Origin of the sequence: Mucilaginibacter sp. (assembly GCF_041088075.1) — a bacterium.
Lineage (GTDB): Bacteria > Bacteroidota > Bacteroidia > Sphingobacteriales > Sphingobacteriaceae > Mucilaginibacter_A.
In genome coordinates this window covers 1-21,095 of record NZ_JBGCVY010000059.1, presented here as the reverse complement: position 1 = coordinate 21,095, position 21,095 = coordinate 1, and the positions used below count along the sequence as shown (strand labels likewise).

Here is a 21,095-nt window from a genome sequence, read left to right as displayed (position 1 = left end):
TTATTTTTACTTTGCGGTTGTTTAAACTTAATCCTTTTTGTAAATGCTTCTTTTATGGCATAAAAATAAAGGACACACCCCTTGCCCCTCTCGAGAGGGGAACCTGCAAACGCTGCCTTTCTAAACGTTAGAAAAGTAGCAAACCATGCTTCCCCTCTCGAGAGAGGTCAGGGGTGTGTTCTTTAATAAATATCAGTAAATGAACGATGTAATCAAAAAAAATTTAAATAACCCTTATATCAATTTTAGTGATCAGAAACCCAATTATCGTATAATTGTAACCCAACCGGAAAGTATCTTCCGACCTTGTTTTGGGTTGATGATGTAATAGTAAGTACTTACGGGAAGATCAATTCCTTTAAACCTGCCGTCCCAGGGAACCGGATACCCCACGGAGAAATAAACTTTGTTTCCGTAACGGTTAAAAACCTCAACCGTGCCATCCGCATAAGTGTTTAAATATTTAATGTTCCAGGTATCGTTGATGCCATCACCATTTGGCGTAAATGTATTGGGCACAACCGGTGCTTTTAAAACCGATACCAAAACCCGGCTTGAAGCAGAACAGCCTTTACTGCTGGTTACGGTGAGCGTATAAGTTAGATCAGACGTGGGCGTTACAACCGGGTTTAATATCGTTGTACTGCTTAAACCTGCGGCGGGCGACCAGGCATAAGTCAGGCTGTCGCCGCTTGCCGTAGCTTTCAGTTTGGTATTTCCGCCTTCTAATACCACCATATCCGCGCCTGCGCTTACTTGCGGAAGCGGGCTGACTGTAATATTTTGGCTGATGGTATCGGCACAAGTATTAGCAGAAGCAAAAATATACCGGACAGCAAAAGTACCCGCACCGGCAACAGCAGGATTAAACAAACCGGAAGCGCTAACACCTGTACCGGCGTAAACGCCTGTTCCTGCCGTTCCGTTTCTTTCACCTGCAGTTAATTGAACCGGTTTTGCATCCAGGCAAATCCCGGAAGGAACAGGAAAAGTTAACTGCGGCGTTGCCAAAAGCGTTATCGTTTTAACTACTTCTGAAACACAGGAACTGCCGGAATAGGCCAGCATCCGCACCTGGTAGTTTTGGCTGGCAGGCGTATAAAATGGCGTATAAGTATGCCGGTAAGTTTTGCCATAAGCCGGGTTAATGTCTGTTTCTGACACGGTTGGGTTATTGCCGTAATCAAAAAACCATTGCACTTTGGTAATGCTTCCGAAATCTACCGTAGCCTGGTTAGTAAAAAAAACCTCCTGATTACTGCACAGTCCACCGGAATTTAATACGGTAAAAGAAGCAACCGGCGCAGCACCATTTACAGTAAAACTTTTTGTTGCGGCAGCCGAACAACCGATAGCTGAAGTTACGGTAAGGCTGACCGGGTAAACTTCCGCCCGGGCGTATTTGTGCGCCGGGTTTCGCAAAGCGGAAGTCTGGCCATCGCCAAAATCCCATAACCAGTTAGTCAAAGTACTTCCGTTTGAAACAGACTGGTCTTTGAAATAGGTTGAATCGCCCACACAAGTGGCACCGGCCGTAGAAAATACCACGGTTGGCAAAGCTAGCACCGTTAAAGTAAGCGTATTTGAGGCAACTACACAGTTTGACGAACCAATGTTATTGGCCTGGGCCGAAACCAAGCGATAGTAATAACTGCCCGCATTGGATGGAGAAGAAAAGGTATAAACTGAACTTGTACCGGCCGGGGATTGATCGGTCCAAACGCCTTTAACCAATAGCTGCAATTTTTGAAGATAGCCTGTTGCCAGCGTTGTTGCAGCATTGATGTTTATATTTTGAGGCGTGCCTGCACAAGTAGCCATATCCATTGCCGACTGGTTAAAAGCAGCCTGCACCGGCGCGCCGTATGGCCTGAAAGTGATGTCATCAATAGCAATATCGTTCCCGATACCTCCCGGTGCATTATTGGTCATTTTGATCACCACACTTTCGGTGCCAACAGGTGTGGTAAAGGTAAAAGGGTATTGCATCCAAACATTGGCTTCAGGGATATTTCCCGTAGTGCCGGAAACCAAAACTGTCCCGCCGGTTGTTTCGATGGAAAAACTAACGTTGGGCAAAATGCCATTATAGTTTAACAGGTTTTTGATCCAGGCTGCAAACTGATACGTGGTATTGCCGCACAAGCCGCCAACAGTGCGGGTATAAAAAATACCGGGATCGTAACTGCCGTTCACCACCATCATATAACCGCCCGGGTTGCCGGTATGGTCGCTCGTTGTCCACCAGCCACGGTTTAAACCGATGGTAGAATTTACAATGGTGTAATAACCATCGTTGGGGAAAGCAGCACTATACAAATAAGTGGTAGAACCAGAGTCAGCAGCCAAAGCGCCCGAACTTCTGTTGGTGCCGGAACCAAAAGTAATGTTAACAATCGGGTCGCCTAAACTTTGTGCGTACACTTTATTGCTCATTAAAAACAGCAGCAATCCAATCCAAATAACCTTTCTTTTTAAAGTATTTATCAATCTGCCAGCTACTTTACCGAACATACAGGTTTTTCTTACCAATCAATTTTTGCCACCGTTATTTAAGGTTCTGTTCCAATTTACGTAGGGTTTTTGCTAATGCCTGGTATTGATGGCATACTTCTTTTACCCTATAAAAATTTGTATTGGCATCCCGTGGTTTAAAAAAACACAGGAAGCATAATGATTTTTAGGGCATAAAAGAAGCATCGGCTCGGCCCAAATAAATTTAACAGTTTTAAACAAGTGGCTGTTAAGATAGGTAAAGTTTTCAGGATTACAATTGGTGATAAACCAGCCATTGTTCCGGCCTTTAGGTTTTGGATAAAAAACAGGAAACAAAGGCTTTGGCCAACAATCCAAATACAATCAAAGTACAGGTTTATAAATGAACATCCATAAAAAGATTTTGGCTAAAGCCAGTGCCTAATTTCTATTTATCCACGGCCTAAATGCCGCGGCAATTTAACTTCACCAATTTTATAGGGATAAAAGAAGCATTGCTGTTATTTTAGGATAAAAACCTACAAGACCTTTATCAACAAAACTTTATTTTTAAACTGATACAGCAAATTTTTGATCAACTACCTTTTCCAACGCTTCCCGATGGTCTTCGCCCCAGCGTACAATTGTTTCAATTACAGGCATTAATGTTTTTCCAAGTTCGGTTAATCCGTATTCCACTTTTGGGGGCGATGCTGTAAAAACTGTTTTCGAAATCAGCCCTTGTTCTGCCAGTTGTTTTAATTGCGTGTCTAATACCCGCCGTGTTGCCTTCGGGATTTTTCTTTGCAGTTCGCCCGGGCGTTTAATGCCTTTGGAGATGTGATAAATCAGTTCTATTTTCCATTTGCCGTTCACTGCTTCTTTAAACAAATGAAGGCCACAATCAAGCATGACAGGTATTTTTCTTTCGTACATAATAATCATAAACAACAAAAACACAAGGTTGTGGCAAAATTTTAATATAGATAAATTTATCCGTACTTGTGCCGTGTTTTTTATTGATGGAGATTTGTATTTTATTAATCAGTTTCAACTTTAAAAAACATGAAATACAAATTATTCGGGACAACAGGTTTATATGCAAGTGAAATGGTTTTGGGTGCAGCTATGTTTGGCACTGGTTCTGATTACGGTTCAAACCCGGAAGAAGCGCGTGCCATTTTTGAGCATTATGCCGAAGCAGGGGGAAATTTTATAGATACTTCAGATCAGTATAAATTGGGCGAGTCTGAGCGGCTGATCGGTAAATTTATTGCCGCCAACAGAAATGATTTTGTTATTTCTTCCAAATATACCCGTACCAGCCGTTCAAACCCGCCTTCAGGTGCCATCGGAAACAACCGCAAAATAATGGTCCAATCGGTAGAAGAAAGCCTAAAGCGTTTGAAAACCGACCATATTGATATTTACATGGCGCACTTTGACGATGGCGTAACGCCGGTTGAAGAAATTGTGCGCGGTTTGGACGACCTGGCAAAAGCGGGCAAAATCAATTATGGCGGCCTGGCCAATTTTTCGGCCTGGAAAACGGCAACTGCTTCAAATACTGCTAACATCCGAGGTTTAGTGCCGATGGCAGCGCTTCAAATAGAATACAATCTTTTACAGCGGACGGCAGAGCGGGAACTGCTTCCGATGGCGAAACACTTTGGAATGGGTTTGATGACTTATTCGCCTTTGGCAGGCGGAATCCTTACGGGAAAATACCGAAAAGGCGAAACCGGCCGCATCAATTTGATGGGCGGTTTAGAAAAAACAAAAGCTGCAAAAACAGAAGCTGTAATGGATGTGCTTATTTCGGTTGCTGATGAAATTGGCGCTAACCCCGGCCAGGTTGCCATTGCTTGGGTAAATGCAAAAGGCGGCTTTACCATTATCGGGCCCAGGACAAGTGCACAATTGGAAGATAATTTGGGGGCAATCAACATCCAACTTAACCAGGAACATTTAAACAAATTAGATGAAGTCAGCGCCATTTCGCTGGATTATCCGCACGAAATAAATAATGCCCAACAGCAAATGATACAAGACAAGCAGTTGAATTAAATGTCTATTTTTTGAAAGATAAGTTTGATGCTTCTTTTATGCACTAAAAATTAGTGAACCTTATTTTTTAATTTTTTATGTTAAATTTATAATTGTTATCCGCGGCCTCAAGGCCGCGGCAATGAAACTTCACCAATTTTATAGGGATAAAAGAAGCATCAAAACAAACATCAATTAAATCACAATATGTTCCAAACCATCCAAGTAACTTTGATCCACATCCGCCCCAATCCCTGGCGTATCTTGGATTTCTAATTGTGCAATATTGTATTTGCAACCACCAATAACCGGATCAATTTTGTGGCCCAACAAACAAGTGTCCAAATCAAAGAAAACAATATTTTTAAAAGCCATGGCGAAATGGACGTTTGCGGTTAAGGCCAACCGGCTTTCCAACATGCCGCCCTGCATACAATGTATGCCGTTTTGTTCGGCAATTTGGTTGATTTTGATAGCTTCGCTGATGCCACCGCTTTTTGCAAGTTTGATGTTAATATAACTTGCGGCTTTGTTTTGGATAATGCGTTCGGCATCGTGGTGTGTGTAAACACTTTCATCGGCCATAATTGCAATGGGTGAAAGCTGACAAAGTTTAGGCAACAAACTATCATTATAAGTGCGCATCGGCTGCTCGCAAAATTGGATGTTGTAGGGCGCTAAATTTTGCAAGGTAAAAACAGCATCGTCATAAGTCCAGCCCTGGTTTGCATCCAACCGCAACTTAATTTCTGGGCCGATGGCATTCCTGATTTGTTTGATCCGCTCCACATCTTCAACCGGGTTTTTGCCCAATTTTACTTTGATCATGTTGTAGCCTTGTGCCTTAAATTGGATGGCCGTTTGCGCCATTGCTTCCGGCGTTGCAATCCCGATGGTAATATCGGTTTCGATCTTTCGCTTTTCCCCGCCCAAAAATTGGTACAAAGGCTGGTTGGCTTGCTTGGCCGCCAGATCGTACAACAGCATATCGAAGGCACTTTTTATGGTGTAATTTCTGGCGATAAATAAATCCAATTCTGCCAATCTTGCATCCAAGTCTAAAGCATCTTTATTTTTCCATAGTTTGGCAAAATCTTTGGCCAATTCATAACATGTGTTTTGTGTTTCGCCAACGATCATCGGGAAAGCAGAACATTCACCAACACCAGTTAAACCGGAATCGGTGTGCGCACGGACAAAGATATTCTGGGCAAAATCCATGGTGCCGGTTGCAATGGTAAAAGGCACCATCGGGATGGCATATTTATAGATTTCAAAAGCGGTGAATTTCATGGTGAAATGTAGTTGTTTTGATCATCTTTTTTAGAATAATTGGTTCAAATATTTGTTATCGGTACTTTATCTGATGCTTCTTTTATCGGCATAAATTAGGTGAATGAAAAAGCAGCTTCTTGTTTTTTTAGAACTTGCAGGGCCGTTTGCAAGGTATGCGCCCAGGAGCGTGGGGAGGAATGCCGCCCGGAGGTGATCCGGCATTCTTGACTTTTTGGTTCTTTTGTGTCAAGACAAAAGAACGTAAAGACAGGGCGAAGACCCGTTAATGATCGTGGTTATTATTTTAGCAAACCTGTGTTTGTTTGTATTATGTTCTTTTTGCTTGAACAAAAAGAACCAACGAAATCAAGACAAACCCGATCCCTCCGGGCGTTTTGTCCGGCCTTTCCGCGCCTGGGCGGCTACCTGCCGCTTCGGAGTATTCAAGGTGTTATCCTGCAAGTGTTCTTCAAGCGGATGGAGGTTAAAATATATACCTATCGCCTTATCGTAAAACCCTCGGATTCATTTTTTATATTAGGAATGTGAGAACCCATCAAAACAAGGCTGCCATGTGCATCCTTAGAAATAAACAAACCATATTTGTCTTTTGCGCCAACGCCATAAGTTGAAATATTTATATTTTTCAGGATGGCATTGGAAAGCACGCCTACTTTTTCACCCTCATTTTTAGCAATCACGCTCAGTCCGTTAGATAAGCTGTTTTCGATATTTAAGTTATTCATTTCGATCCCTGAAATGCTTCTTTTATCAATACAAATTTCTACTGCGGCGCGCCAGTCCCACTCGTGGTCAAAGCCGCCGCTGGTTTTTATCGTACAATCTGCAACAACCGTTGTGCCGCTAAAATTATTGTTGATGCTTTTATCTTTACTTTCTGTAGGAAAAGTGGTGCTGATGAGAACAGCCGAACCGGGAGAAATATCGGTAAACAGGCAATTTTCTATCCGGTTGCTATCACCGCCGTAAATGGCCGACCCGTTTGCCAGAAATGGCAGTTGGGCAGTGCAATGTGTAATTAGGTTATGCCCCGGAGAAAATAGCTGTTTGTCATAAACGGTTGGCCAAATGGCAAAGCAATCATCGCCTGTACCTCGCGCCGTGCAGTTTTCTATGGTTGATTGGTTCATCCCCACACAAAAATTTATCCCGTCGGCAATGGTGTTCCGCATCCGGCAACCGGTAATCTTCAATTTGCTGGAGTTCTCGATCCACATCCCAACTTTTGTGTGTTCGATCCAAAGACGGGAAATAGTAGAATTGGTTCCGTAAGACCCAACAATGCCGTCATTAGCCTCACTGTCGCTTCTGTAATTCAATTTACCGATGATCGCAAAATCCGATAGATGGATATTACTGCCGTTGCCCTTTATCCGTACCCGTTTGGTTGCATCGGTATAAAGCGTTTCATCTCCGGTTAAAATGGTATGCCACATGCCGGCACCTTGAATGGTAATATTTGCAGGGACAACAATATCACCGGTAATTTTGAAAGTGCCGGCCGGAATAAATACGCTTTTTCCAGTCTTTGCAGCCTCGGCAATGCACTTTCTGAACGCTTCGGTATAATCATCCTTAAAATCACTTCCTAAAAAGCTTTTGTCATTAATTGATAAAGAATTGGCAGGTGCTTTTAGTGCCGGTGCAACATTTTCAAGATCAGCCAGATCAATGATGCAGTACGGGGCTTCACCCGGTTCGCGGCCGTCTTTTTGTATTTTGATCACATCGCCTTTTTTGATTTGAATGCCGGTTATCCTTATCTCGTTATAAAAATTCCGTGCTTGTCCTGCTTCAGGGTTATTGGTGAAAGGATATTTTCCATACAACCAGGAATAGCGGGATGTAACGGTGTAACGGCCCGCAAGTTTTCCGTTTTTATAAATGCCCAAGGTTGCGTTCAGGCCGTTCCCTTCTTTTTTATCGGGAAGATTACACCTGATAACCAGGCTGTTGGCCATAACCGAAGAGGTAAACTCAACAAATTGCCCTTTGGCATTCAGTTTTACACATTTTTGTCCGGATGATTCTGTTTCAACCTGATAAGGGTCATATTTTGGGCCGAGGACTGTTCCGTTTGTTTTCATCTGCTCTGCTTCGAAGGTAGTCCAGGGAACAGTGGCGCCGTATTTTTCCTTCGCGAAGCAAATACAAGTGCTAAAAACCAGCATAGTTACAAGGCATTTATGTTTGATATTCATGATTTTGATGTAATTGAGAACTTGCCCGGATTTTATTGTAGTTATTTTCAATGCTTCTTTTATCACCTAAAAATTGGTGAACATTTGGTTTTGAGTTTTATTTAGATTGATGCCGCCACCAATTTTTATAGGGTAAAAGAAGCATTGGCATTTTTTATAGTTGCCGGTTCTGTTACAAAGGTTTTATGCTGATTGCCGCGCCGCCGCCTTTTGCCAGTTTCAGGTTTAGTTTTGTTGCTGAGGTAACCGTCATCTTTTTGATTTGGTACGATTCGGGGTTTGATTTCCAGTCGGCCGTGGCACCATCGGCATAAACAGTTGCTACATACTTTTTGCCTTTATCCAAAAAGTTTAATGAAATTGTACTGTTCCGACTGTTTTCATCCGTAATGGCACCGATAAACCAGTTGTTGCTGTTTTTTTCTTTGCGGGCAATGGTGATGTAATCACCAGGTTCGGCCTCCAGTATTTTTGTATCGTCCCAATCGGTGGCCACATCTTTGATAAACTGAAAAGCGTCGGGATGGGCATTGTAGTTTTCGGGCAGGTCGGCAGCCATTTGCAAAGGGCTATACATCGTAACATACAAAGCCAGTTGCTTGGCCAGCGTGGTATGTACCTGCCTTTGAGGGTCTGCTGAAGAATAGCCTTTCAATTTAAATATACCCGGCGTATAATCCATCGGACCGCCCATCAACCGGGTGAACGGCATAATGGTTTCATGCTCAGGAGGGCTGCCTATCGTAAAAGCATTGTACTCGTTTCCCCTGCCCGCTTCGCTGGCCATCCAGTTTGGGTAAGTCCTTTGAAGCCCCGTTGGGCGTACAGGTTCGTGCGCGTCCAGCATTACGTGGTGTTCGGCAGCTTTTTGGGCAACGCGCAAATAATGGTCCACCATCCATTGCCCGTCGTGGTACTCGCCGCGTGGGATGATCTTGCCCACATAACCGGTTTTAACCGAAGTATAGCCGTACTTGTTCATGTATTTATAGGCCGTGTCCAACTGCCGTTCATAATCGGTTGCCGAGCCGGATGTTTCGTTGTGCATGATCATTTTTACGCCTTTTGATGCCGCGTACCGTGTGATTTCCTCAATATCAAAATCAGGATAAGGCGTTACAAAGCTGAACACGTTTTCCTTCCAAAACCCAAACCAGTCTTCCCAGCCAATGTTCCAGCCTTCCACCAAAACACCCGGGATACTGTTTTTAGCAGCAAAATCTATGTAATGTTTTACGTTTGCCGTGTTGGCGCTGTGCTTGCCGTTCGGTATCAATTTCCCGTCGGCCGACAAAGAATCCGGGTAATCGGTATAGTTCCAGGTGCCTTTGCCGATTTGCATTTCCCACCAAACGCCTACAAATTTCATGGGCTTTATCCAGGAAGTATTTTCGATTTTGGAAGGGTCGTTCAAATTCAAAATCAATTTGGAGGCCAAAATATCGGTGGCCTTGTCGCTTACCACAATCGTTCGCCACGGCGTATTAAACGGTGCATGGACGAAAGCTTTAGTTCCGACTGCATTTGGCACCAAACTGGCGGTGAGCTTGTAAGAATTGTTGTCCACATGCAGTTGCATGGCAGGAAAATCCACCAAAGCAGCTTCATGGATGTTGATGTACAGGCCGTCTGCCGTTTTCATCATCAACGGTGTTTGTACGGCTTGGGCGTCCGGCGCAACACGAACGGCAATTTCGGTTGAATTTTTGACCATTTGCCGGTTGTCTATTTCGCTGATTTTGGATGTGGTATAAGGATATTCGTTGGTGTCGTAATCCCCCGGGATCCAAAAAGTTTTGTGGTTGCCAGCGAGGGCAAACTGCGTTGCCTCATCAGCAATGACAAAATACTGCAAATTGTGCTGCTTCGGGAAAACATACCTGAAACCTACGCCATCGGCAAACACACGAAAAACAATGTCCATTGCCCGGGCAGGGTTTTTTTGTGTGAGATGAACAGTAAGCTGCCGGTAATGGTTGCGGATGCGGTTTACCTCGCCCCAAACCGGGCTCCAGGTTGTGTCCACTGTTTTGGTTTCGGAAGAGGAAAGCGAAAAACTATCGGTAAAAGAAGCATTGCCGGCAAGTTTAAAACCCATTGCAGAAGGTTTGATGATCGGTTTCCCACTGTAGTAAACTGCATATTCCGGTTTCCCGTTATTCAGCTTAAATTCAAGTTTTACCTTGTCCATGCTGGCGCTTAAAGTGTTGTTTTGGGCGATCAAATGGCCAGCGGCAAAAAGGCTAAGCAAAAGGGTAAAGATTTTTTTCATTTTTTAGTTCTTTGTTAAATTGTCAAACTTTGTCCGGATGGCAGTGTAAACTATATTGCGCCAGTGTTATTGTCCGATTGTTTTACAGGTGTTTTTTGATCCTGACTTCAAACATAATAAAAAGCCGCGATAAGGCCATATTCCGGTTTTGTAATGGCCTTAATATCCCCTGTACGTTAGGGCAACTGGTTTTAAAAGGGCGTTGTCCGGCGGAGAAAACCATAATTAGCCGCACCAATTTTATACCGATAAAAGAAGTATCGGCAAAAAACCAAAAACCTGGTTGTTTAAATTTAAAACAAGCAGGTTTTACTGGTTCTAAATCAAAAAACTCACTATAAAATCTATTTCAGGTAAAAAACCAACTTTCGATTGTTCTTTTTTTAGGTTTTATCTCCGCAAAACTTTAATTTTTTCTTCTTTTTGTTAAAATTTTCTTAAAAAATGATTTTAAATTATACAATCAATTGAAATAATACTAAAAATAATTGATTTAGTATGATTTTTATCATAAATACCTATCATTGTATATCGCACAAAGCGGTTTTAAAAAAGAAACAACAGTTTCTCTCAAATTTTTTATCAAAATTCAACAATTATGAAAACCGGAACAGGTCAGCAAACAATTATTGTCATCGGAAACGGCATGATCGGCTATAAGTTCTGTGAAAAACTGGTCAAAAAATCCAGTAATTTTAATTTAATTGTTTTTGGGGAAGAACCGCGCCGCGCTTACGACCGTGTTCATTTAAGCGAATACTTTAACGGCAAAACGGCCGATGACCTTTCGCTTTCTGCCGAAAACTGGTACGAAGAAAACGGCATCACGCTTTATTTAAGCGATCCGGTACAGGAAATAAACCTGGCCGAAAAGAAAGTGCATTCGCGCAAGGGCACCAGCTTAAATTATGATTATTTGGTTTTGGCCACCGGTTCCGGTGCTTTTGTGCCGAATATCCCGGGTATAGAAAAAGAAGGCGTGTTTGTTTACCGCACCATCGAAGATTTGGAAATGATGAAAGCACACGCGGCCAAATCAAAAAACGGCGCAGTCATGGGCGGCGGCTTATTAGGGTTGGAAGCCGCTAAAGCCCTGTTAGATCTCGGCATCCAAGAAACACATGTGGTAGAATTTGCGCCGCGTTTAATGCCGCGGCAAATTGATTCGGCGGGAAGCAACCTGCTTCAAACCAAACTAAAAGAACTGGGCTTGAACATTCATCTCAATAAAAATACGGCAGAAATAGCGGGCGACCATAAAATTGAATCTTTAAAGTTTAATGATGAAACCGAGCTGAAAATTGATATGCTGGTGATTTCGGCAGGGATACGCCCGCGCGACGAACTGGCAAAACTGGCCGGACTGCAAACTGGGACTCGCGGCGGGATTGTAGTGAACGAAAAGATGCAGACCAGCAACGAGTTTGTGTATGCCATTGGCGAGTGCGCGCTGTACGAAAACATGATTTATGGTTTGGTGGCACCGGGCTACGAAATGGCGGAAGTTGCCGTGAACCAGATTTTGGCCGGCGAAAAAGCTTTTTACGGGTTTGACATGAGCACCAAACTGAAACTGATTGGTGTGGACGTGGCCAGTTTTGGCGATAATTTTATTACCGAACCGGATTGCCGCACAATCATTTTTGAGGACACGCACAAAGGCGTTTACAAACGTATCAACATCAGCAATGATGGAAAATATTTGCTGGGCGGCATTTTAATCGGCGATGCCGAAGCGTACAATATGCTGCTGCAAACGGTGAACAACAAACTGGTTTTGCCGCCAAACCCGGAAGATTTGATTCTTGGTTCGCGCGGCGGAGAAGCCAGTGAAGGCGCAGGCGTAATGTCGCTCCCGGATACGGCTTTGATTTGTTCCTGCGAAGCCGTTTTAAAAAGTGCCATTTGTGATGCCGTAAACTTGGAGGGCGTAACCTCAGTGGATGGCATTAAAAAATGCACCAAAGCCGGGACAGGTTGCGGCGGCTGCGTTCCGCTGATCAAAGATTTGGTGGTGGGCACGATGAAAGAAAATGGCGTTTATATCAAAAACGTGATTTGCGAGCATTTTGATTATTCCCGCCAGGAACTGTTGGACCTTATCAAACTGCACAAAATCAAAACTTACGACCACGCACTCGACCTTTTAGGCCGCGGCGATGGCTGCGAAGTTTGCAAACCAGCCGTCGCCAGTATTTTGTCGGGTGTTTGGAACGATCTGATCATCAAACAAGATACGATCCAGGACAGCAACGACCGCTTTTTGGCCAACATACAAAAAGGCGGCACTTATTCTGTTGTCCCGCGGATTGCAGGCGGCGAGATTTCCCCGGATGCTTTGATCGTGATTGGCCAGGTTGCCAAAAAATACAATTTGTACACCAAAATAACCGGCGGCCAGCGGATTGATCTATTCGGTGCGCACTTGAACGACCTGCCCGACATTTGGAAAGAACTGATGGATGCCGGCATGGAAAGCGGCCATGCTTACGGCAAATCTTTGCGCACGGTAAAAAGCTGTGTGGGCAGCACTTGGTGCCGTTTTGGCTTGCACGACAGCGTTTCTTTTGCCATCCAAATTGAAAACCGGTACAAAGGGATCCGTTCTCCGCATAAACTAAAAAGTGGCGTGAGCGGCTGCGTTCGGGAATGTGCCGAAGCGCAGGCCAAAGATTTCGGCATTATTGCGACCGAAAAAGGCTGGAACTTGTATGTGTGCGGCAACGGCGGCTCAAAACCACAGCACGCGCAGTTGCTGGCCAGCGATATTGACAGCGAAACCTGCATCAAATATTTAGACCGCTTCCTAATGTTTTACATCAAAACGGCCGACCCGTTGACGCGCACGGCAACCTGGCTCAACAAAATGGATGGCGGCATGAGCTATCTCAAAAACGTGATCATCAACGATAGTTTGGGGATTGCGCAACAATTGGAAGAAGAAATCCAACACCTGATGAGCACTTACCATTGCGAGTGGAGCGAAGTGGTGAACGACCCGCAACTGCGCAAAAAATTTGCGCACTTTGTAAACGCACCGGAAGAAAAAGACCCTTCGGTGGTGTTTGAACCGCTGCGCGACCAGGTTAGGGCGAAGGAATGGTAGGCGCTTTGCCGCGTGAGGGATTGTAGCGGAAAGCCCACAGCGAGGCACGAGCGAGGACTTGGAGCGGAAAGCCCGACCCGCAGGGGCACGCCCAAAATGTTAAAAAGAGCGGAGAGCGAGGAGAAGTTGGAAAGTTTAAAAGAGCGGGAGAAGTTGGAACGAAACATAAAATTTGAGGAAATGCCGATGCTTCTTTTATCCCCTAAAAAACCAGCAACAAAAAAAATACCGATAAAAACAGTATCGCTTAAAAGAGCGGCTAACGGGAACTGAATCAACATAAAATCAGATACATGCCGATGCTTCTTTTACCACCTAAAAAACCAGCAACAAAAAAACACCGATAAAAACAGTATCGCTTAAAAGAGCGGGAAGCGGGAACTACATCAACATAAAATTAGATACATGCCGATGCTTCTTTTACCACCTAAAAATCAGCAACAAAAAAACACCGATAAAAACAGTATAGCTTATGGAAGTTGAAGTACCAACGCAAACTACATGGTTTATGGCCTGCAGCACGGCAGACGTTCCGGAAAATGGCGGCGCCTGTGTAAAATACCAGGACGGGCAGATTGCCATTTTTAATTTCAGCCGGAGGAAAGAATGGTACGCCACGCAAAACCTTTGCCCGCACAAACAGCAGATGGTGCTTTCGCGCGGCATGATCGGCAGCGCAGGCGATGCAATGGAACCAAAAGTGGCTTGCCCGTTCCACAAAAAAACATTTTCCTTGATCACCGGCGAATGTTTGAACGCGGAGGAATGCGCCATCAAAACGTATCCGGTAAAAGTTCAGGACGGGCGGGTTTACATTGGCGTGGATTGATTAAATGCCAGTGTCTTGGGTGAGCCGGAGCAGTTTTTCGGGGTCGAGGATTTTAAATTGCTTGCCCGAAATCTCAATTGTGCCGTCTTCCGTCAGCTCGTTGATCACCCTGAAAAGTGTTTCGTAAGTGGCGCCGATGTACGAAGCCAGGTCTTGCCGACTCAGTTCAATATCAATAAAACCGGCAGCCGTAAAACCGAACTGCTTGCCGAGGTTGATGAGTGCCTGACCGATGCGCCCTTTGACAGGCATATGGGCCAGGTTGCGCATTTTCCGTTCGGAAACCTGGAGTTCATCGGCAAAAAACTGAAGCAGTTGGTACGTCAGTTCGTGGTTCACTTTTAAGGTAGAGGTAAAAAAATCAAGCTCAAAAAAACAAACCAGGCCAGGCTCGAGCGCGGTAGCCGTAACCGGATATTGCAGATCGCTGCCCAAACCGCGGTGGCCCAAGATCGCGCCATTTTTAACAAAACGGATAATCAACTCTTTATCGCCCCATTTTTTATGGACTTTAACATTGCCCGAATAAACAAAGTACACGCCGGTAACGGGGCCGCCTTCGTTAAAAATAATGTCGCCGCGCTTCACCGCAAAGTTCTTCCTGGAATCGGCCACGGCAGGCAGCCATTCCTTGAGACAGAGCTTGCACAAAAAACAGCTTTTCAGGTCGCAGGCTATTTTACTTGGTTTCATTCAAAAGCTTTCGATAGGATAAAAGGCTACAATAATAGCTATTAATTTTTGCGGTGGCCGATCACAAACCTGAAAAAAACCAACCTAAAACCACACCACACGATGAATAAAAAACTACTCCTGTTGCTTACTGTTTTTATGCCGATAATTTTGGGCTGGAACAATGTTTCGGCACAAATATCCTTGACCGGGCAGTTGCGGCCGCGCGCCGAGTACCGCGATGGCTACGGGACTTTGGAACCCAAAACATCCAAACCGGCTGGCTTTGTTTCGCAGCGCGCGAGGCTGGTTTTTAATTATAAATCCAGCCGTGTCATCTTCCAAACCAGCATCCAGGATGTGCGCGTTTGGGGCCAGGATGCTTCTTCCATCAGCAATGCCGACGGCAACAAATTGTTTTTGCACGAAGCCTGGGCCGAACTGGTTTTATCCAACAAAAAAGATACTTCCTTTAAAAAACCGCCGGTTGATTATTTGGGCTTGAAGATTGGCCGCCAGGAACTGGTTTACGATGACGAGCGTTTGCTGGGCGGTTTCGACTGGCAGCAGCAGGGCCGCCGCCACGATGCCGTTGTTTTGAAAATGCTGGACAAGGGTTTTCAGGTAGATTTGGGCGCGGCCTACAACCAAAATACGGATGCGGTCAATTACAACGGCACGTATTACACACCGGCCAATGTGCCGGCAACCATCAAAGACAGCAAAGGCAATTTGGTAAATACGCCTGCTGGTTTTATCCCGCTGCTTAACACGGCCGGCATCAGTTCTAAAACCGGAAGCCCTGGTTTTAGCAATCCGCCGAGTTCTAACGCGGCTTCGCAGGATTATAAAGCGTTCCAGTATTTGTATGCGGCCAAAACTTTTCATCAAACTAAAATCTCCGGGCTGTTTTTTGCTGATCAGTTTGGCAAGTACGTCTTGGATTCTGTTAAAAATACCGCAGGCACTGATGTGGGTTACGTTTACGGACGGCGGTTTAACCAAACGGGTTTAAACACGCGCTATACCACCGGTTTGATGTTGGTTTCCCCGCTGGGGAACAAAAGCCCGTTTGGAATAAGCACGGCGTTTTATTATCAGGGCGGCCATGACCGCGATGGGCTTTCGTTAAGCGCCTACACTTCTACCCTTGCTTTGTCTTATCAGCAAAAACTGTTCAGGTTTACGCCTGGCTGGGATTATTTGTCCGGGAACGATGCTTTTTCGACCTCAACCACCAACCACCGTTTTGACCCGCTTTATGGCACGCCGCACAAGTTTTGGGGCTTTATGGATTATTTCTACGCCGGTTCCAGTTCTCCGGCCGGTGGTTTAAGCGATGCTTACTTCAAAATCAAATACCTCAGCCTGAACAAACGCTTTAATGCCGGTTTAGACTACCACTGTTTTGCCCTGGCACAAAACCAAAAAAACGTTGCAGGCGATGCCATCAAAAAATACCTGGGCAGCGAGTTGGATTTGGTGGGAAATTACAGCCTCAACAAATTTACCATGGTAGAAGCTGGTTTTTGCGTGATGGCCGCTGCCCAAAGTATGGAATACGCCAAGAACTTAACGCCTTTGTCTGCCCATTTAAACAACGTTTGGAGCTACCTCCAGATCAACATCCGCCCTGACTTTTTTAGCAAGTAAAAACAGCATTATCCATAAAACCATCAACCTCAAAAATTAAAAACCATGTTTACAAACGCACAGCACCAGCTTACCAAGTTGAACGTATTTTCTGCAAAAGGAATCCAGATGCGGACGTTTCAAATCACCTGGCTCATGTTTTTCGTCTGCTTTTTCGGCTGGTTCGGCCTGGCGCCGCTCATGCCGACGATCCGTGTAGAACTCGGCCTGACCAAGGCACAAGTGGGCAATACCATTATTGCTTCCGTGGCTTCCACTATTTTTTTCAGGTTGATCGTTGGCAGGCTTTGCGATACCTGGGGGCCGCGCAAAACGGCCGTGCGCCTGCTGCTGGTAGGTTCGCTGCCGGTTTTTCTGGTGGGTTTGGCGCATGATTACACCACGTTTTTACTGTTCCGTTTGGCCATCGGCATGATCGGCGCTTCTTTCGTCATCACCCAATACCACACTTCCATGATGTTCGCGCCCAACATCAAAGGCACGGCAAACGCGGTAACCGGCGGCTGGGGAAACCTGGGCGGCGGCGTAACCAACATGGTGATGCCGCTGATTTTTGCGGCCATCGTTGGTTTCGGTTATACCAAGGCCGAAGCCTGGCGTTACGCCATGATCGTTCCGGGAACGATGATGCTGGTTATTGCTTTTTTGTATTGGAAATATACCAAAGATACACCGCTGGGAAACTTTGATGAAATTGGGCATGTAAAAACAGCATCGGCAAAAACAGACTGGAGTGTGCTGGCCGACTGGCGCATTTGGGCTTTGACCCTGGCTTACGCGATGTGTTTCGGCATGGAAATCACCTTCGATAACGTGGCCTCTTTGCACTTTGTGGACAACTTCCACTTGTCGCAAAGCAATGCCGGTTTTTGGGCGGGCATTTTCGGGATGATGAATATTTTCGCCCGCGCTTTGGGCGGTTTTGCTTCGGATAAAGTAGGTTTTAAGTTTGGCATGAAAGGAAAAGGCCTGCTGCTGGCCGGTATGCTGCTGCTGGAAGGATTGGGTTTGCTGCTTTTTGCCCAGGCTGGAAGCTTGGTTGTGGCCATCATCACGATGCTTACGTTTGCGCTTTTCCTCAAAATGTCTAACGGGGCAACTTACGGCATCGTGCCTTTTATCAACACCAAAAATGTAGGCATGGTGAGCGGCGTGGTTGGCGCAGGCGGAAACCTGGGCGGCATGTTGTTCGGCTTTTTGTTCAAATCCGAAACGATCACTTATGTACAGGCATTCACTTATATTGGTTTTGCGGTGATCGCCGTTGCGCTGATCGTGCTGGTTACGCGCTTCTACAAAACAGAAAATGTGGAAGAAACGGATATTGATTTTAGTGCGGTAAAAGTAGCATAAGCTTTTCGGGGAAAAGACTTCTAAATCAAACCAAATGCCCGCAAAGGATAAGGAAAAAAACCAGTACACCTCTACCTGCTGCTATTGCGGCGTGGGCTGCGGCGTGGTGGTGAGCAAGGAAAAGAATGGCACGATCACTTTGGAAGGCGATCAAAACCATCCGGTGAACAAAGGGATGCTTTGCAGCAAAGGCTTGAACCTGCACTATACCGTAAACGATAAAAGCGACCGGCTGCTGTACCCGCAAATGCGCTACAACAAAAGTATGCCATTGCAGCGCGTTTCCTGGGACGAAGCGATGGAACGCACCGCCGCCGTTTTTAAAACTTTTATCCAAAAGTACGGGCCGGATTCGGTTGCTTTTTATGCTTCCGGGCAATGTTTGACCGAAGAATATTACGTGCTGAACAAGCTGATGAAAGGCTTTATCGGCAGCAATAACATAGATACCAATTCGCGTTTGTGCATGAGCAGCGCGGTGGCGGCCTACAAAATTGCTTTGGGCGAAGACAGCGTTCCGATTTGTTATGACGACATCGAACTGGCAAATTGCTTTTTGGTAACCGGTGCCAACCCGGCCTGGTGCCATCCTATTTTGTGGCGGCGGGTAGAAGCGCACAAAGCGGCGCACCCGGAAGTAAAGGTGATTGTGGTTGACCCGCGCGTTACCGATTCTTGTGCGCTGGCCGATCTTCACCTGCAAATCAATCCCGGAACGGATATTATTTTAAACCATGCCATCGGCCGTTTACTGATCGAAAATGGTTTTGTGGATTCCAATTTCGTTGCCCAACATACGCAAGGCTACGAGGATTATGCGCGAAGTGTTTTTGGCAGAACGATTAGCGAAGCCGCTGAAATTTGTGGCATAAAAGAAGCATCGCTCCGTTTGGCAGCGCAGTACATCGGCGAAGCCAAAGGGTTTATTTCGATGTGGACGATGGGCCTGAACCAGAGTTCCATTGGCGTAAACAAAAACCTCAGCCTGATCAACCTAAATTTGATTACCGGAAAAATTGGGAAACCCGGTTCCGGTCCGTTTTCGCTGACCGGCCAGCCCAATGCCATGGGCGGCCGTGAAGTTGGCGGGATGGCAAATATGCTGCCCGCGCACCGCGACTTGAGCAACCCGCAGCATAGGCAGCAAGTGCAGGATTTTTGGGGCGGAACCATCATCTCGCCAAATCCCGGGTTTACGGCAACCGAGATTTTTGAAGCGTTGAACGACGGCCGGTTAAAAGCCGTTTGGATCATTTGCACCAACCCGCTGACGAGTTTGCCCAACGTCCGCCTGGCCGAAGAAGCTTTGAAAAAAGCCAAGTTTGTGGTCGTTCAGGAAATCAGCAACAAACCCGAAACCCTGAAATTTGCCGACGTAGTTTTGCCCGCCGCCGCTTGGACGGAAAAGGAAGGCACGATGACCAATTCCGAAAGGCGCATCAGTTACTTAGCAAAAGTTTTGGAACCGCCGGGCGAAGCTTTGCCGGACGCAGAAATTATTTGTCGTTTTGCCAGAAAGATGGGCTTTCATGGCTTTGACTTTAAAGAAGCTTCGGAAATTTTTAAGGAGCATACAAAACTCACCGCAAAAACCAATATTGATATTAGTGCTTTAGATTACAACATCTTAAAGGCTCAAAAAACAATTCAGTGGCCGTACCGCAAAAAAGGCACACCGCAAGGAACGGCGCGTTTGTTTACCGACAACCAGTTTTACACGCCCACCAAAAAAGCAGTGATAAAAGAAGTATCGGATGGTTTTGCCGGCGAAAAGCCGGATGCCGATTTCCCTTTTGTGCTGACGACCGGCCGCATCCGCGACCAATGGCACACCATGAGCAAAACCGGAAAAGTAAGCAAGCTGAACAAACATATTTCCGAAGCTTACTTGGAAATCCACCCGGAAGATGCGGCATTGCTTAGAATCAAAAACGAGGAACTTACAACGATCAAATCCCGCCGCGGGGAAGTGCGCGTAAAAGCAAAATTTAGTTCTTCCATCAAGCCCGGCGTTGTTTTTCTGCCGATGCACTGGGGCAAAATCCTGAACAGCGACCTCAACCGCGCCAACAACCTGACGAACGATTTGGTTGACCCTATTTCCAAAGAACCTGATTTTAAGTTTTGTGCCGTTAGCGTCGAAAAATATGTAAAACCTGTTCAGCGCATCGTGATTGTTGGTGCCGGTGCCGGTGCTTTCGGTTTTGTAAAATCGTACCGCGAACTGAACCAGGACGACGAGATCATCATCTTCAGCAAAGAAAACCACCCTTTTTACAACCGCGTGATGCTGCCCGATTACATCAGCGGCGAACAAAGCTGGCAGCAGTTGGTGAAGATGACGGACGAGGAGGAACCGGGCTACAACATCCGTTTGCTGCGCGGCGTAAGCGTGGAAAAGATTGACCGCGAAGCAAAGTTTGTGGTTGATTCAAGGGGGGTAAAAACAGTATATGATGTGCTGGTGATGGCTACCGGCAGCCGCGCCGCCGTCCCAAAAAACATCCCTGCCTTGCCCGGCATTTTTACCATGCGCAGCCGTATGGATGCCGATGGTTTTAAACAGCATCTGCCAAAAAACGCCCACGTTGTTATTGCTGGCGGCGGTTTGCTGGGGCTTGAAATGGCGGCCTCCCTCCGCGAAATGGGCATCAAGATAACTTTGGTGCACCGGGTTTCGCGTTTTTTGAGCAAGCAGTTGGATACCTTGGGCAGTCAGTTGCTGCACGAAGAAATGGCCGACCAGGGCTGCGATATTTTTTACAACGACGAAGTGCAACTGTTTTACGGCCGTTCTAAACTGACCGGCGTGGGTTTAAAAAGCGGCCGCAAAATCAATTGCGATGCCATGGTTTTGGCCATCGGCACTACGCCCAATTTAGAATTGGCGCGCGATTGCGGGTTGCTTTGCAAACGCGGCGTTTTGGTGAACGAACGCCTGCAAACCAACGACCCTGCTATTTATGCCGTTGGCGAGATTGCAGAATTTAAAGATAATTTATACGGCATCACGGCAGCGGCCGAGCAGCAGGCGCACATCGTTGCCCGTTTTTTAAGCGGCGATATTGCGGCTTTTTACCAGGGCAGCTTGCTGATGAACATCATTAAAATCCATGGTTTTGATTTGTGCAGCATCGGCCTGACGGAATGCCCCGAAGGAAGCGGTTATGAAGAGATTGTGTTTATTGACAA

Annotated in this window: 13 protein-coding genes; 7 read left to right on the top strand and 6 right to left on the bottom strand. The window is 45.8% G+C overall.

What is annotated here, in order from left to right; translation table 11 throughout:
- Window positions 1-264 precede the first annotated feature (264 nt).
- Window positions 265-2,514 carry a gliding motility-associated C-terminal domain-containing protein gene (locus tag V5804_RS14475; RefSeq protein WP_369592111.1) on the bottom strand — a complete coding sequence of 750 codons (2,250 nt, stop codon included), beginning with the start codon at window positions 2,512-2,514 and terminating at the stop codon, window positions 265-267.
- Window positions 2,515-3,045: 531 nt separating this feature from the next.
- A complete protein-coding gene (locus tag V5804_RS14470; protein WP_369592110.1) occupies window positions 3,046-3,411 on the bottom strand; it encodes a winged helix-turn-helix transcriptional regulator in 366 nt (121 codons plus the stop codon).
- 129 nt (window positions 3,412-3,540) lie between these two features.
- Here V5804_RS14470 and V5804_RS14465 point away from each other — a divergent pair, with 129 nt between their 5' ends.
- Window positions 3,541-4,542, top strand: a complete 1,002-nt coding sequence (locus tag V5804_RS14465; protein ID WP_369592109.1) for an aldo/keto reductase — start codon at window positions 3,541-3,543, stop codon at window positions 4,540-4,542.
- A gap of 174 nt (window positions 4,543-4,716) precedes the next feature.
- On the opposite strand, the gene V5804_RS14460 is transcribed toward V5804_RS14465, so the two are convergent.
- From V5804_RS14460 to V5804_RS14450, 3 genes are all read right to left on the bottom strand, one after another.
- Window positions 4,717-5,814 carry a mandelate racemase/muconate lactonizing enzyme family protein gene (locus V5804_RS14460; protein ID WP_369592108.1) on the bottom strand — a complete coding sequence of 366 codons (1,098 nt, stop codon included), beginning with the start codon at window positions 5,812-5,814 and terminating at the stop codon, window positions 4,717-4,719.
- 479 nt (window positions 5,815-6,293) lie between these two features.
- Entirely contained in the window at window positions 6,294-8,018 is a 1,725-nt protein-coding gene (locus V5804_RS14455) for a glycosyl hydrolase family 28-related protein (RefSeq protein WP_369592107.1), read from the bottom strand.
- 172 nt (window positions 8,019-8,190) lie between these two features.
- The gene (locus tag V5804_RS14450; protein WP_369592106.1) at window positions 8,191-10,290 is read right to left on the bottom strand and encodes a glycoside hydrolase family 97 protein; all 2,100 of its coding nucleotides are present in this window, start codon (window positions 10,288-10,290) and stop codon (window positions 8,191-8,193) included.
- 598 nt (window positions 10,291-10,888) lie between these two features.
- Between V5804_RS14450 and nirB the strand changes: the two genes are divergently transcribed.
- The 3 genes from nirB (at window position 10,889) to nirD (ending at window position 14,225) form a co-directional block, all read left to right on the top strand.
- Window positions 10,889-13,396, top strand: a complete 2,508-nt coding sequence (nirB, locus tag V5804_RS14445) for a nitrite reductase large subunit NirB (protein ID WP_369592105.1) — start codon at window positions 10,889-10,891, stop codon at window positions 13,394-13,396.
- Window positions 13,397-13,492: 96 nt separating this feature from the next.
- Window positions 13,493-13,669 (top strand): hypothetical protein, encoded by a 177-nt coding sequence (locus tag V5804_RS14440; RefSeq protein ID WP_369592104.1) that lies wholly within the window; start codon window positions 13,493-13,495, stop codon window positions 13,667-13,669.
- 199 nt (window positions 13,670-13,868) lie between these two features.
- On the top strand, window positions 13,869-14,225 hold the full coding sequence (gene nirD, locus V5804_RS14435) for a nitrite reductase small subunit NirD (RefSeq protein ID WP_369592103.1): 357 nt from the start codon (window positions 13,869-13,871) through the stop codon (window positions 14,223-14,225).
- Here the strand turns inward: nirD and V5804_RS14430 are convergent, their stop codons facing one another.
- Window positions 14,226-14,918, bottom strand: a complete 693-nt coding sequence (locus V5804_RS14430; protein ID WP_369592102.1) for a Crp/Fnr family transcriptional regulator — start codon at window positions 14,916-14,918, stop codon at window positions 14,226-14,228.
- A 102-nt stretch (window positions 14,919-15,020) separates the two neighbouring features.
- On the opposite strand from V5804_RS14430, the gene V5804_RS14425 reads away from it, so the two are divergent.
- The 3 genes from V5804_RS14425 to V5804_RS14415 all read left to right on the top strand — a co-directional run.
- Entirely contained in the window at window positions 15,021-16,550 is a 1,530-nt protein-coding gene (locus V5804_RS14425; RefSeq protein ID WP_369592101.1) for an alginate export family protein, read from the top strand.
- Between the two features lie 45 nt (window positions 16,551-16,595).
- A complete protein-coding gene (locus tag V5804_RS14420; protein WP_369592100.1) occupies window positions 16,596-17,903 on the top strand; it encodes an MFS transporter in 1,308 nt (435 codons plus the stop codon).
- Window positions 17,904-17,937: 34 nt separating this feature from the next.
- A partial coding sequence (locus V5804_RS14415; RefSeq protein WP_369592099.1) for a molybdopterin-dependent oxidoreductase occupies window positions 17,938-21,095 on the top strand: 3,158 nt, incomplete at its 3' end.

Coding starts and splice junctions, on each gene's coding strand:
- V5804_RS14475 (WP_369592111.1), bottom strand. CDS start 2,514: ATGTTCGGTAAAGTAGCTGGCAGATTGATAAATACTTTAAAAAGAAAG.
- V5804_RS14470 (WP_369592110.1), bottom strand. CDS start 3,411: ATGTACGAAAGAAAAATACCTGTCATGCTTGATTGTGGCCTTCATTTG.
- V5804_RS14465 (WP_369592109.1), top strand. CDS start 3,541: ATGAAATACAAATTATTCGGGACAACAGGTTTATATGCAAGTGAAATG.
- V5804_RS14460 (WP_369592108.1), bottom strand. CDS start 5,814: ATGAAATTCACCGCTTTTGAAATCTATAAATATGCCATCCCGATGGTG.
- V5804_RS14455 (WP_369592107.1), bottom strand. CDS start 8,018: ATGAATATCAAACATAAATGCCTTGTAACTATGCTGGTTTTTAGCACT.
- V5804_RS14450 (WP_369592106.1), bottom strand. CDS start 10,290: ATGAAAAAAATCTTTACCCTTTTGCTTAGCCTTTTTGCCGCTGGCCAT.
- nirB (WP_369592105.1), top strand. CDS start 10,889: ATGAAAACCGGAACAGGTCAGCAAACAATTATTGTCATCGGAAACGGC.
- V5804_RS14440 (WP_369592104.1), top strand. CDS start 13,493: ATGTTAAAAAGAGCGGAGAGCGAGGAGAAGTTGGAAAGTTTAAAAGAG.
- nirD (WP_369592103.1), top strand. CDS start 13,869: ATGGAAGTTGAAGTACCAACGCAAACTACATGGTTTATGGCCTGCAGC.
- V5804_RS14430 (WP_369592102.1), bottom strand. CDS start 14,918: ATGAAACCAAGTAAAATAGCCTGCGACCTGAAAAGCTGTTTTTTGTGC.
- V5804_RS14425 (WP_369592101.1), top strand. CDS start 15,021: ATGAATAAAAAACTACTCCTGTTGCTTACTGTTTTTATGCCGATAATT.
- V5804_RS14420 (WP_369592100.1), top strand. CDS start 16,596: ATGTTTACAAACGCACAGCACCAGCTTACCAAGTTGAACGTATTTTCT.